Annotated in this window: 15 protein-coding genes; 6 read left to right on the top strand and 9 right to left on the bottom strand. The window is 67.6% G+C overall.

The features are described 5' to 3' along the window. Positions 1-17 precede the first annotated feature (17 nt). Complete coding sequence (locus FHQ07_RS05110) at positions 18-1,103, top strand: NAD(P) transhydrogenase subunit alpha (protein ID WP_139715791.1); 1,086 nt, start codon at positions 18-20, stop codon at positions 1,101-1,103. 36 nt (positions 1,104-1,139) lie between these two features. Continuing rightward, the gene (locus FHQ07_RS05105) at positions 1,140-1,862 is read left to right on the top strand and encodes a cupin domain-containing protein (RefSeq protein ID WP_139715790.1); all 723 of its coding nucleotides are present in this window, start codon (positions 1,140-1,142) and stop codon (positions 1,860-1,862) included. Between the two features lie 119 nt (positions 1,863-1,981). Here the strand turns inward: FHQ07_RS05105 and FHQ07_RS05100 are convergent, their stop codons facing one another. From FHQ07_RS05100 to FHQ07_RS05090, 3 genes are read right to left on the bottom strand one after another with little or no spacing between them, the layout of a single operon-like run. Continuing rightward, complete coding sequence (locus tag FHQ07_RS05100) at positions 1,982-2,437, bottom strand: DUF3106 domain-containing protein (protein ID WP_139715789.1); 456 nt, start codon at positions 2,435-2,437, stop codon at positions 1,982-1,984. Positions 2,438-2,440: 3 nt separating this feature from the next. After that, the gene (locus FHQ07_RS05095) at positions 2,441-2,794 is read right to left on the bottom strand and encodes a hypothetical protein (protein WP_139715788.1); all 354 of its coding nucleotides are present in this window, start codon (positions 2,792-2,794) and stop codon (positions 2,441-2,443) included. Then, entirely contained in the window at positions 2,791-3,378 is a 588-nt protein-coding gene (locus tag FHQ07_RS05090) for an RNA polymerase sigma factor (RefSeq protein WP_139715787.1), read from the bottom strand. Before FHQ07_RS05090 ends, FHQ07_RS05095 begins: the two co-directional genes overlap by 4 nt. A gap of 156 nt (positions 3,379-3,534) precedes the next feature. Here FHQ07_RS05090 and FHQ07_RS05085 point away from each other — a divergent pair, with 156 nt between their 5' ends. After that, positions 3,535-3,834 (top strand): NAD(P) transhydrogenase subunit alpha part 2, encoded by a 300-nt coding sequence (locus FHQ07_RS05085; protein WP_139715786.1) that lies wholly within the window; start codon positions 3,535-3,537, stop codon positions 3,832-3,834. Then, complete coding sequence (locus FHQ07_RS05080) at positions 3,831-5,219, top strand: NAD(P)(+) transhydrogenase (Re/Si-specific) subunit beta (RefSeq protein ID WP_139715785.1); 1,389 nt, start codon at positions 3,831-3,833, stop codon at positions 5,217-5,219. Before FHQ07_RS05085 ends, FHQ07_RS05080 begins: the two co-directional genes overlap by 4 nt. Before the next feature lie 15 nt (positions 5,220-5,234). On the opposite strand, the gene FHQ07_RS05075 is transcribed toward FHQ07_RS05080, so the two are convergent. Both FHQ07_RS05075 and FHQ07_RS05070 read right to left on the bottom strand, forming a co-directional pair. Beyond that, positions 5,235-5,690: a hypothetical protein gene (locus FHQ07_RS05075; RefSeq protein WP_139715784.1), complete on the bottom strand. Its 456-nt coding sequence runs from the start codon at positions 5,688-5,690 to the stop codon at positions 5,235-5,237. 28 nt (positions 5,691-5,718) lie between these two features. After that, a complete protein-coding gene (locus FHQ07_RS05070) occupies positions 5,719-6,129 on the bottom strand; it encodes a hypothetical protein (protein WP_139715783.1) in 411 nt (136 codons plus the stop codon). Positions 6,130-6,232: 103 nt separating this feature from the next. On the opposite strand from FHQ07_RS05070, the gene sufT reads away from it, so the two are divergent. Then, positions 6,233-6,784, top strand: a complete 552-nt coding sequence (gene sufT / locus FHQ07_RS05065; protein WP_139715782.1) for a putative Fe-S cluster assembly protein SufT — start codon at positions 6,233-6,235, stop codon at positions 6,782-6,784. A gap of 456 nt (positions 6,785-7,240) precedes the next feature. Beyond that, complete coding sequence (locus tag FHQ07_RS05060) at positions 7,241-9,502, top strand: M4 family metallopeptidase (protein ID WP_139715781.1); 2,262 nt, start codon at positions 7,241-7,243, stop codon at positions 9,500-9,502. A gap of 100 nt (positions 9,503-9,602) precedes the next feature. Here the strand turns inward: FHQ07_RS05060 and FHQ07_RS05055 are convergent, their stop codons facing one another. From FHQ07_RS05055 to wrbA, 4 genes are read right to left on the bottom strand one after another with little or no spacing between them, the layout of a single operon-like run. Next, complete coding sequence (locus tag FHQ07_RS05055; RefSeq protein WP_139715780.1) at positions 9,603-10,091, bottom strand: asparaginase domain-containing protein; 489 nt, start codon at positions 10,089-10,091, stop codon at positions 9,603-9,605. A 46-nt stretch (positions 10,092-10,137) separates the two neighbouring features. After that, on the bottom strand, positions 10,138-11,715 hold the full coding sequence (locus tag FHQ07_RS05050; RefSeq protein ID WP_240703550.1) for a tetratricopeptide repeat-containing sulfotransferase family protein: 1,578 nt from the start codon (positions 11,713-11,715) through the stop codon (positions 10,138-10,140). Then, positions 11,715-12,044: a DUF2069 domain-containing protein gene (locus FHQ07_RS05045; protein ID WP_139715779.1), complete on the bottom strand. Its 330-nt coding sequence runs from the start codon at positions 12,042-12,044 to the stop codon at positions 11,715-11,717. Before FHQ07_RS05045 ends, FHQ07_RS05050 begins: the two co-directional genes overlap by 1 nt. Continuing rightward, on the bottom strand, positions 12,041-12,634 hold the full coding sequence (wrbA, locus tag FHQ07_RS05040) for an NAD(P)H:quinone oxidoreductase (RefSeq protein WP_139715778.1): 594 nt from the start codon (positions 12,632-12,634) through the stop codon (positions 12,041-12,043). Before wrbA ends, FHQ07_RS05045 begins: the two co-directional genes overlap by 4 nt. Between the last annotated feature and the right edge of the window lie 4 nt (positions 12,635-12,638).

Genomic DNA, 12,638 nt, shown 5'->3' with positions numbered 1-12,638 from the left:
CGATGCAGGGGTGGGCGATGGCGGTGATCGTGGGCGTGGCACGCGAGACGGCGTCGGGCGAGCGGCGCGTCGCGCTGACCCCGGAAACCTGCAAGAAGCTGGTGGCTGCCGGTGCCAGCGTGCGCATCCAGCCCGGGATCGGCGATGGCGCCCATTTCCCGGACCAGGCCTATGCCGATGCCGGCGCCGAGTTGCGCGAGGACGCGCTCGCCGAGGCCGACGCCGTGCTGTGCGTGCAGCCGCCCGCGAACCCGGTGCTCGCGGGGCTGAAGCCCGGCGCGGTGCTGGTCGGCAGCCTGCAGCCGCAGGCGGACGAGGGGCGCGCGGCGGCGATCCGCGAGCGCGGCCTGCTGGCGTTCCCGCTGGAACGCTTGCCGCGCACGACCCGTGCGCAGGCGATGGACGTGCTCAGCTCGCAGGCAGGCATGGCCGGTTACAAGGCCGTGCTGATTGCCGCGCAACTGGCGCCGCGCTTCTTCCCGATGCTGACCACCGCGGCCGGCACCATCCGGCCGTCGAAGGTCCTGATCGTCGGCGCCGGTGTGGCCGGCCTGCAGGCGATCGCCACCGCCAAGCGCCTGGGCGCGCAGGTCGAGGGCTTCGACGTGCGCCCGGAGACCCGCGAGCAGATCGAGTCGCTGGGCGGCAAGTTCCTCGACCTGGGCGTGTCCGCGGCCGGCGAGGGCGGTTACGCCCGCGCGCTGACCGACGAGGAACGCGCCGAGCAGCAGCGGCGCCTGGCCGAGCACCTGAAGAACGTCGACGTGATCGTCTGCACCGCCGCGGTCCCAGGCCGTCCCGCGCCGAAGATCATCAGTGCGGCGATGGTCGCGGGGATGAAGCCTGGCAGCGTGATCGTCGACCTCGCCGCCGAGACCGGCGGCAACTGCGAACTCACCGAACCGGGGCAGACCATCGACCGCGGTCGCGTTATCGTGGCGGGTCCGCTGAACCTGGCGTCGATGGGCGCGCAGCACGCCAGCGAGATGTACGCGCGCAACGTCTACAACTTCGTCGCGCTGCTGCTCAAGGAGGGCGCGCTGGCGTTCGACTGGGACGACGAGCTGCTGGCGAAGACGGTGTGGCCGGAGCGGGGCAAGTGAGTGTGCTGAACCGATAGGGCCAAAGTGGGGGCGCATATGAAGGTGACACGCCTTGTCGGGTGCCTGGGCGCATTCGGGTTCTGCCTGTTGCTGGCGGCACACACGTTCGCCTTTGCCGGGCAGCCGCCCAGCGAAACCGCCGTCCCGGTCGAGCGCGCCTCCTTCCATCAACTGGTCTTCGCGGATGAGGACATTGCGATCCTCAACAACCTCTACCCGCCGAATGGCGATTCTGGGTTCCACACGCATTACCGCGACCTGTTCGCCGTGATCATCCAGCCTGCGCAATCGAGCGGACAGGGGCTGGGCAAGCCGCTGACCGCAGCGCCGATGTATCCGATGGGCGCTGCAGCCTACAGCCCGGTAGGTGCCGAACCTCGCACGCACAGGGTGGTCAACGGCGACAAAAGCACCTTCCAGATCATCGTCGTTGAACTGCGCCGCGCGAATCCCTCCGGAAATGCAATCTCGTCGCGGGACAGCGCGCCCCAGTACGTGCAGATTCTCGACAACCCGCGGATGCGGGCTTGGCGGCTGGTGCTGGAGCCGGGCCAATCGGCCCCGGCGATTTCACAGGGCGACAAGGGTGTCCGGGTTGTCGTGCGCGGTGGCTTGCTGACGACGATGACGCCTGGTTCGCAGGATCAAAGCTTGGCGTTGCGGCCGGGAGATTTTGCGATCCAGCCGGCCGGTGCGACACGCGCACTCAAGAACGGCGGGACGGACACCATCGAGTTGGTCGAAATGGAGCTCAAATAACGCAGCTTCCACGTAGCTCGGGTAAGCGCAGCGCCCCTCGGGGTGAAGCATGATTCGATGATGTGAATCGTCCCGGATGCGGCCATATCCTGGCTACGCAGCCTTCCCCGATTGCGGATTTACTGCCGCGCGCGTTCGCGCCGCTCCGGCGCCGGATGTGCCTTCAACCACTCGGTTTTTTGCTGCGCGCTCTTTTTCCGCCAATCGGCCAGGAACACCTTGCGTTGTTCCTTGTCCATGTCGCGCATCGCGTGGAAAAGGCCGCGCGCCTCGGTGCGTTGCTCAGGCGACATGTGCTCCCAGCGCTGCATGCCATGGCCGGCGCGGTCACGCTGGTCGCGCGGCATCGTCTTCCATCGTTGCGCGCGTTCGACCATGCGCGAGCGTTCGTCGGGATTGCTGTTCCAACGCTCGCGCAAGGGCGCGACCAATGCATCGCGCTGGGTCGGCGTGAGCTGGTCCCATTCCGGGTACTGCGTGGCAGCCGGCTGCGCTTGCGCGAAGGCGAATGCCGGCCACAGGGCGAGGGCGAGGAAGGCGGTGCGGATCAGGCGGCTCGGGATGGTACGGTTCATCGGTTACTCCATCGCGACTTGCTGGGCATCGGACGATGCCAGCCAGGCGTAGAACTCGGGGTCTTCGTCCAGCATCGTGCTGGGCGTCGCGGCTGATGTAGCGACGCTGGTCGCGGGCGTGTTGACCGTGGGCGCGGGAATGCTGCCGAACCGCAGGCCGATGGCGAGCGCACCCAGCGCGGCGAAACCGGCGACGGCATAGCGCAGGCCGTGACCGCGGCTAACAGTGTTGCCGCGCAGGGCGGTGTTGCGGCGCTGCGCGAGCTGCGCGCGGACGCGCGGCGACAGGCGTTCCAGCGATGCGGAGTGCTGCGCGCGGATTGCCTCGTCGAACTTGCTGTCGTGATCGGTGCTCATCGGAATTCTTCCAGTTGTTTCTGCATTGCATCGCGTGCGCGGGAGAGGTGGGTCTTCACCGAGCCCTCGCTGCAGCCCATCACCCGCGCGGTGTCGGCCACGTCCAGTTCTTCCAGCACGCGCAGGGTGAAGGCTTCGCGCTGGCGGGCGGGCAGGTTGCCGAGTGCCGCGCTGATCCGCGTCCATGCTTCGCGGCTATCGTTGTTGCGCGACGGATCCGGGCTGTCGTCGGCCCAGTCGATCGGTTCGCCGTCGTCGTTGCTGCCCGGCACCAGCCAGCGCAGGCGGAACAGGCCGCGCCGCTGCAGGTCGACGATGCGGTTGCGCAGGATGCTCCAGAACAGCGGGGTCCATTCCGACGCCGCTCGGTCGCGGTAGCCCAGCATCTTCATCATCGCGTCCTGCACCGCGTCCAGTGCGTCGTCGCGGTTGCGCAGGGCGATCTCGGCGAAGCGGAAAGCGCGCGCGTCGATGCCGGCCAGGAACGCTTCCAGCGTCGCCGGCATGGCCGGCTGGGTGGCCGGATCGTCCTGGTGGGCCTCGGCGCTCACGCGCCCAAGCTTAGCGGGGTCGAACAGCAACATGGCATTCCGCGTTCGCCATCGGCAGTACCTTGGTCCGCAACCGGGGCGGGATTGCGCCGGGCGTGCAGGGGAAACGCGCCGCCGCCTGCATGGTTGACATGGCGCATCGCAGCAAGCCGTGTTTATGATGCGGACAGACAGACGGGGAGAGGCATCGTGGGCGACGGCTTCGTGGCGCTGTACATCTTCATGCTGGCGGCCATTGCCGGCCACGTCATCATCTCGCGGGTGCCGGTGATCCTGCACACCCCGTTGATGTCGGGTTCCAACTTCATCCACGGCATCGTGCTGATCGGCGCGATGGTGGTGCTGGGCCACGCCGATACCCCCCTGGAGAAGGCCATCGGCTTCGTCGCCGTGCTGCTGGGTGCAGGCAACGCGGCCGGCGGCTACGTGGTGACCGAACGCATGCTGGACATGTTCAAGTCTTCGAAGAAGCCGGAGGGCAAGGCATGACGGTCCTGACCCTGGTCAAGCTGAGCTACTTCGTCGCGGCCACGCTGTTCCTGCTCGGCCTGCAGCGCATGGCCAGCCCCAAGACCGCGCGCAGCGGCATCCAGTGGGCCGGCGCGGGCATGCTGATCGCGACCCTGGCCACCTTCTTCCTGCCGGGCCTGCACAACATCGGCCTGATGATCGCGGCGATCGTGATCGGCGTCGGCCTGAACTGGGCCTGGGGCAAGAAGGTGGCGATCACCGACATGCCGCAGATGGTCGCCCTGTTCAACGGCATGGGCGGCGGTTCCGCGGCGGCCATCGGCGCGATGGAGTTGGTGCGCTGGTCGGCAGCCGGGCAGTCCTCGGGGCTGGTGCCGGCGGTGCTGGCGGTGGTGGGCGCGCTGATCGGCGCGGTGTCGCTGACCGGGTCGATCATCGCCTGGGCCAAGCTCGACGGGCGCATGGACAAGCGCTACACCTTCCCCGGCCAGCAGTGGTTCAACGCGGCGGTGGCGGTGGCGGCGGTGGCCTGCGGCGTGATGGCGCTGCAGACGCTGGCGATGCCGTGGATCATCGCCTTCTTCGTGCTGGCGCTGGCGCTGGGCGTGCTGATGACGCTGCCGATCGGTGGCGCCGACATGCCGGTGGTGATCTCGCTGTACAACGCCTTCACCGGCCTGGCGGTGGCGTTCGAGGGCTACGTGCTGGGCAACGAGGCGCTGATCATCGCCGGCATGATGGTCGGCGCGGCCGGCATGTTGCTGACCCGATTGATGGCCAAGGCGATGAACCGGCCGATCAGTGGCGTGCTGTTCTCCAACTTCGGCGGCAGCAGCGGCGAGATGCAGGAAATCGGTGGTTCGATGAAGCCGATCGAGGCCGCCGACGTGGCCGCGATGATGGCCTTCGCCGAGCGCGTGGTGATCGTGCCCGGCTACGGCCTGGCGGTGGCGCAGGCGCAGCACAAGATCTGGGAGCTGACCCAGCGGCTGATGGAGCGCGGGGTCAAGGTGAAGTTCGCGATCCACCCGGTGGCCGGGCGCATGCCGGGGCACATGAACGTGCTGCTGGCCGAGGCCGGCGTGCCCTACGACCTGATCGCCGACATGGACGACATCAACCCGGAGTTCGCGAATACCGATGTCTCGCTGGTGATCGGCGCCAACGACGTGGTCAATCCGGTGGCGAAGACCGATCCGGCCAGCCCGATCTACGGCATGCCGATCCTCGACGTGGTCAATTCGAAGAACACCATCGTCATCAAGCGCGGCAAGGGCACCGGGTTCGCCGGCATCGAGAATGCGCTGTTCTATGCCGACAATACCCGCATGCTGTACGGCGACGGTTCCGAGATGGCGAACGCGCTGGTGTCCGAACTCAAGGCGCTGGACGGCGGGCACTGAGCCGCCGTTCCATCGTCAGCGCAGGGCGCGCCTCGCGGCGAAGGCGCACAGCACGCCGATCAGCAGGTGCATGGCGATGCTGCTGGCGACCCATGCACCGTTCCTGAAATCCGGGGTGCCCGCGGCCGACAGCGGCAACACCACGAAGCTCATCAGCGCATAAATGCCGAGCCCATGGGCCAGGCCGCCGCCCCACGGATGCGCGCGCAGGGCGGGGATCCGCCTTGCGGCGAGCCAATAGGCCAGCACGAACGCCAGCATGATTGCGTAGTGCGAGACGGTGCCGACCAGGGCGCTGGTCATGCCCATCTCGTAGCTGGCCTTGCCGTACCAGCCGGCAGCGATTGAATGCAGGATGTCGGTCAGGGTGACGCCCTTGCTTGCCCAGAAACCCCAGGCAAACAGCAGGTCCAGCGTGCCGATGCCGAGCGTGGCCGGCAGCAGGGTTCGCATCGGGTTCGCCTTGTCCATCGCCGCCTCCGTCAGTGACGGCGCATCTTCAGCGTGATGCGATCGCCGCCGCAACCAATGCCAGTGCGTACCAGGCGAGTTCGATGGTGCCATTGGCCAGACGGATCAGTTCCCAGGCATAGACCGGGCCGAGCCGCAGCGCGGATTCCCACGGCAGCAGGCCCAAGCCGATGCCGACCTCGGTGGCGGTGATGCCCCAATTCGCCAGCAGCATGATCGCCGCGGTCGCGGACAGGCCCCACGCCATGCGTTTCCATCCGGGGGGCATGCGGCCCAGCCGCAACATCAATGCCGCATCCAGCGCCGCCAGCGGTGCCAGCCAGGCGGACTGCGCTTCCAGCAAGCGCGCCGCCAGCACCCACGTCGCGGCGAAGCCGAGGCAGCCGATCAACAGCAACAGCAAGGCGGGCAGCGGGGTTTTATGTTGGTCGGGGGTCATGGCGGTGGGCGCGGGCGGTCGCGAATGATAGCCGTGCGGGCATTCCGTTCGATCTGGACTAGAATGGTACGAATTCCAGCACGCATGCACCGCCGCCTCCACGATGTACTCACGCAGCAGCGAACCCGTCCGTTTCGAGCGCGATTGCGCCGCCGTTTTGGTCCCGCAGGGCGAGGAAGTGACCTTGCCGGCCGGCACCGTGGGCTACATCACCCAGTCGCTGGGCGGTAGCTGGACGGTATTCGTCGAAGGCAACCTGATGCGGATCGCCGGCAAGGATGCGGACGCCATCGGCAAGGAGCCGCCGCAGCCGATCGAACTGCCGGAAGGCGCCAGCGACGAGGATGTCGAGAAGCTGGTCTGGCAGCAGCTGCGAACCTGCTTCGACCCGGAGATCCCGGTCAACATCGTCGAGCTTGGCCTGGTGTATTCGGCCGAAGTGAAGACCCGCGGCGACGGCCGGCGCGACGTCGATGTCCGCATGACCTTGACCGCGCCTGCCTGCGGCATGGGCGAGATCCTCGTGGATGACGTCCGCAGCAAGATCGAGTTGATCCCGACGATCGCCGAGGCCGATGTCGAACTGGTGTTCGATCCGCCGTGGAACCGGACCATGATGTCCGAGCTCGCGCGGCTGGAAACCGGAATGCTCTAACGCAAGCCGGTGACGGGCTTGGCCATGCCGATGTGACTGGATTCACAACGGCATGACCCATGGCACAGACCATTCGCGTCACTTTTTGACGGCATTGAACTGCGCAGAAGTGTGATGCCCTGCAGCATATGCGCGTCTAATGCTCGCTTGCAGTGACTCGATACTGCGCTGCAGCAAATCAAGGAACCGCTCTGGAATGCGGTTGACTACGATTTCATGACCTCATATGCCGAAAAGTTATCGGCTTATGCCTTTAGGTGCTTGACGGTTTTCCAACAAGCCCGCAACCCTCGCGCATCGCTTCGGGTTTGGTTCAGGTTCCGGGGCGCTCCCGTTTCGCCAAGAGATCGGACAACGATCCACCAAAGTCCGCAGCGGGAAGATTTGCCTGTGTTCGCCATGTCGCCGTCGCAGCGGTGATCCATCCAACCAAATCTTTTTCAGGGGTACTTGCCAGTGAATCAGCGCCGCATCAACAGCCTTGCAGCCGCCATCGCCCTCTCGCTTGTCGCCACGGGCGCGCAGGCCGCAGGCAAGGTCGACCTGCACAAGCAGGACATCGCCCAGCTCAAGCAGCAGTACCAGGCCCAGGTCGCCGCCAAGGGCGGCATCGCCGCGATGGCCCACAGCCGCCACGAACAGTTCATTGGCGCCGATGCCAACACCCGCCTGCTGATGAAGGCGCAGCGCGAGGATCATGGCGTCCGCAACTACCGCTATGACCAGACCTTCCGCGGCATCCCGGTGTTCGGCGAAGGCGTGGTGGTCAGCGAGGACAGCGCCGGCAACGTGCGCACACTGTTCGGCAACATGGTGTCCGGCCTCGACCAGGACATCGCGTCGACCACCCCGAAGCTGAGCAAGGCCGCCGCCCTGATCGCCGGCAAGCGCGCGTGGCTGGGCAATGGCCTCTCCGGCATGCTGACCCGCAACGAAAAGACCGAGCTGGTGATCTACGTCGACAACGCCGGCCGCGGGCACCTGGCCTATCACGTCGATTTCTTCGCTGACTCGGCCACCGGCGGTTCGCCGACGCGTCCGCGCCTGCTGATCGACGCCAACAGCGGCCGCGTGCTCAAGAAGACCGAGAACCTGCAGCACGCCCTGGTCGGCACCGGCCCCGGCGGCAACGCCAAGACCGGTCAGTACGAGTACGGCACCAACTACGGTTACCTGGACGTGACGCAGAGCGGCACCACCTGCACCATGAACAGCACCAACGTGAAGACGGTCAACCTCAACAACGCCAGCACCAATACCAGCACCACTGCGTTCTCCTACACCTGCCCGCGCAACACCGTGAAGACCATCAACGGCGCCTATTCGCCGCTGAACGACGCCCACTATTTCGGCAACGTCGTGTTCAACATGTACCAGGCGTACATCGGCCAGGCCCCGCTGACCTTCCAGCTGGTGATGAAAGTCCACTACAAGACCAGCTACGAGAACGCGTACTGGGACGGCACCGCCATGACCTTCGGCGACGGCGCCACCACCTTCTATCCGCTGGTCAGCCTGGACGTGTCCAGCCATGAGGTCTCGCACGGCTTCACCGAGCAGCAGTCGGGCCTGTGCTACGACGACGGCAGCCATTGCGGCGGCATGAACGAGGCGTATTCCGACATGGCCGGCGAGGCCGCCGAGTATTACTCGCGCGGCACCAACGACTGGAAAGTCGGCGCCGAGATCTTCAAGGGCACCGGCGCGTTGCGTTACATGAACAACCCGACGCAGGACGGTTCGTCGATCGACAACGCGGCGAACATGACCAGCAGCATGGATCCGCACTACTCCTCCGGCGTGTACAACAAGGCGTTCTACAACCTGGCGACCACCGCAGGCTGGAATACCCAGAAAGCCTTCCAGGTCTTCGCGCGCGCCAACCGCGACTACTGGACTGCGAATACCACCTGGAACAACGGCGCTTGCGGCGTCGAAACTGCAGCCACGGACCTGGGCTACACCAAGGCCGACGTCACCGCGGCGTTCACCGGCGTGGGCGTGAGCTGCGCCGGCGGCGGCGGCGGCGGTGGCAGCACCGGCGGCGTGTTGACCAAGGGCGTGGCGGTCACCGGCATCAACCAGACAGCCGGCAATTCGGTGAACTACACCATGGTGGTGCCGGCCGGTTCGACCAACGTGACCTTCACCATGTCCGGTGGCACCGGCGATGCCGACATGTACGTGAAGCTCGGCAGTGCGCCGACCGACACCGTGTACGACTGCCGTCCGTACAAGTCCGGCAATGCCGAGACCTGCACCTTCGCCAGCTCGACCGGCGGTACCTACTACGTCCGCCTCAAGGCGTACTCGGCGTTCACCGGCGTCAGCCTGGTGGGTAACTACACCGCCGGCGGCGGTGGCGGCACCACCCAGACCTACACCAACGGCACTGACGTCAATATCCCGGACAACAATGCGACGGGTGTGACCAGCAGCATCGCCGTGTCCGGCCGCACCGGCAATGGCCAGGCCAGCACCCCGGTGGCGGTCAATATCACGCACCCGTACAGCGGCGATCTGATCGTCGACCTGATCGCGCCGGACGGCTCGGTCTACAACATCAGCAACCGTGCCGGCGGCAGTGCCGACAACATCGTCAAGACGGTCAACATCAACCTGTCCGGCGAAGCCCTGAACGGTACCTGGAAGCTGCGTGCCGCCGACCGTGCCGCCGCGGACGTGGGTTACATCAACAGCTGGAGCATCACCTTCTGATCCTGTCGGCTAGGGATAGCCACGAACCCCGGCTTCGGCCGGGGTTCTTTTTTGCATGGCGGGAAACCGGCCGGAAGCGGGCGTCGGGTCCGCCGCGGGTTCAGCCGATCGCCTCGAAGCGGTTCGCGTCCACGTTCTTGCGCACCTTGAGCGGATCCCAGATGCGCCCGTTCATCGCGATGTAGGTGCCGGCGGGCAGCGACTGCACCGCGCCGACCGCGCAACCGATGTTGAACTCCGCGTCGGAACCCTCGAAACGCGCCGGGCTGAGCGCGCCGGTCAGCACGATGGTCTTGCCTTCGATGCCGGCCAGCACGCGCGCGGTCTCGACCATGCTGTCGGTGCCGTGGGTCACCAGCACGCAGGCCTCGTCCTGGGCGGCGATGGTCGCGCGCAACAGCTGGCGGTCGGAATCGTCCACGAACAGCGAATCCTTGCGCAGCAGCGGGATCACGTGGAAGCGGAAGGCGACGCCCAGTTCCTGCAGCATCCGGCCGATCTGCGGCTCGCCGACCTGGTAGTCGGACTTGGCATCGAAATACACCTTGTCGATGGTGCCGCCGGTGGTGACGATCAGCAGGTTGTCCATGCGCTTGCCCCAAATAGGGGAATTATCCGCCAACTGCAGGCGCGCGTCAGGCGGTGGGCAGTCCCAGCGCGACGCGCAGGGGATCGAGCAGGCCGCCATAGGCGGCCGCGCGCGCGGTGTCGCGTTGCAGCGGTTGCCGCACCTGCGCCGCGCTGGCGGTGCGCACGCTGCGCGCGGCGGCATGGAATCGCATGCAGGCCGGGTCGAAATCCAGGCCGCAATCGGCGAGCAGCGCTCGCACCCTCGGTTCGGGCGATGCCAGCAGGTCCTCGTAGCGGTGCAGGCGGATGCGCGCCGGATCGCGCGCGCGCCAGGCATCCATCGCCCGTTCGCAGCCGCGCAGGTAGGCGCCGAGGTCGGCCAGCGTGTTGGCGAAATGCGGCTGGCTGTAGAACTGCTGCTTGAAGCAGGACCAGGCGGTTTCCAGCGGGTCGCGGCGGGTTTCGACGATCGTGGCGCCGGGCAGCATCGCGCGCAGCACGCCGGCGTGCTTCCAGTTTTCCGGCAGCTTGTCGGTGAAGCGCGACCGCGCCGTCCGCCAGTGCGCGGTGCGCGCCAGGTAGTCGCGGCCGAGGCGTTGCCAGTCCTGCGCGCTGGCCTGCGGGATCCATTGCGGGTACGGCACGCCGCGGCGCATCGACTCCTGCTGGATGACGATGCCGAGTTCCTGCAGTTCGCTGGCGCCTTCGACCTGCGGGTGCGCGGCGAGGATCTGCTCGAACAAGGTGGAGCCGGAACGCGGCATGCCGACGATGAAGATGACCTCCCGGCCCAGCGCCGGATCGACCGGCTCGGGCAGCGTTTCGGTCATCGCCAGCGCCTGTTCGAGGTAGTGCTCGAACGGCGGCAGCCGCCACGGCGTCAGCCGCTGCTGCAGGGCGTTGGCCGCGCTGAATGCGGCGAATGCCTGCGGGTGCCGGCCGCGGTCCTCCTCCAGCTTGCCCAGCGCGTGGTTCATCGCGATGCGGTCGGTGTCGGCGATGTCGTGGCGTTGCAGTTGCGCGGCCAATGCCGCCGCATCGGCATCCGACAGCGCCACCGTCTTGATGTTGGACAGCCCGCGCCAGGCATCGCCGCAGGCCGGATGCAGGCGCAGGCCGTCGCGGTACTGCGCGCTCGCTTCGTCGAAGCGGCCGAGGTGCGCCAGCGCGTCGCCCAGCAGGATCGCCGCGGGCAGGATCTCGGGGGCCAGGCTGCGCGTGCGCTGCAGGGCCTCGACCGCCGCCAGGCTGTCGCCTTGTCCCTGGTAGGCGCGGCCGAGGTTGAACCATGGCACGGGCTGCTGCGGCTCGAGTTCCACCGCCCGGCGCCAGGCCGCAATGGCGGCATCGCGTTCGCCGCAGGCATTGTGCGCATTGCCCAGGTCCGCGTGCAGTTGCGCGTCCCGCGCATGCCATTCGATCGCCTGCCGGAGGCTGGCCACGGCCTGCGCCGCGCGCTGCGTGTGCAGCTGCAGGATCGCCAGCAGGCGCAGCGCCTCCGGGTGGCGTGGATGGCGCGCCAGCACCCCGCCGATCAGGCGTTCGGCCTGCGCGTGGGCGCGGTCGCGGATCGCGCGCGCGCCGGCATGCAGGCGTTCGACGTCGTCCGTCGCCAGGCCCGCCATGCGCGGATTCGCGGGCATCATCGCTGCTTGCCGAAGCGGGCGTGGATGCCGTCGATGCTGGATGCGTACACCACCGCCAGCGCGAGCGCGATCTCGACCAGTGCGAAGGCGCGCTGGCCGGGTTCGGACCAGGCCGCCATCACCCCGTGGCTGAACCACAGCAGGGCGAACACGCCGGCGACGAAGCCGGTGCGCGGCCAGCGGCGCCAGGCCGCGAGCGCAAGCAGCAACGGCGGCAACACGAACACCAGCAGCGCCGCCAGCGCGTGTTCGTCGCGGGCGAAGCGCAGCGCGTACGTCGCCGCCAGCGCGAGCAGGGCGAGGGCCAGGCGTCGTTGCGGGTTCATGCGGCGAGCTTCGCCGCCAGCGTGGCGATGCGCCGGCCCAGCGCTCGCGCGAGCTGCGCTTCCTCGTCGCTGGGTTCGGGCGCGTCCTGCAGGCCGGCCACGTGGCTGGCGCCATACGGGGTGCCGCCGCTGCGGGTGGTGTTGAGCGCGGCTTCGGTGAACGGAATGCCGGCGACCACGCAGCCGTGGTGCAACAGCGGCACCAGCATGGTCAGCAGGGTCGATTCCTGGCCGCCATGCATGGTCGCGGTCGAGGTGAAGACGCCGGCCGGCTTGCCGACCAGCGCGCCGCTGGCCCATTCGCTGCCGAGGCCATCGATGAAATGCTTCACCGGCGCGGCCATGTTGCCGAACCGGGTGGGGCTGCCCAGCAGCAGGCCCGCGCATTCGCGCAGGTCGCGCTTGTCGACGTAGGGCGCGCCGTCCTCGGGTTCCGGCGGTGCCGCGACCTCGGTGATCGGCGCCACCGGCGGCACCGTGCGCAGGCGCGCGGCCATGCCCTCGACCTCGCCGATGCCGCGCGCGATCTGCCGCGCGAGCTTCGCAACCGAGCCGCCGCGGCTGTAATAGAGGACCAGGATCTCGGGCATGGCG

This window comes from Thermomonas aquatica (assembly GCF_006337105.1).
GTDB classification, from domain to species: Bacteria; Pseudomonadota; Gammaproteobacteria; order Xanthomonadales; family Xanthomonadaceae; genus Thermomonas; species Thermomonas aquatica.
The sequence above is the reverse complement of the archived record's forward strand: the minus strand, read 5'-3'. Positions and strand labels throughout refer to the sequence as shown.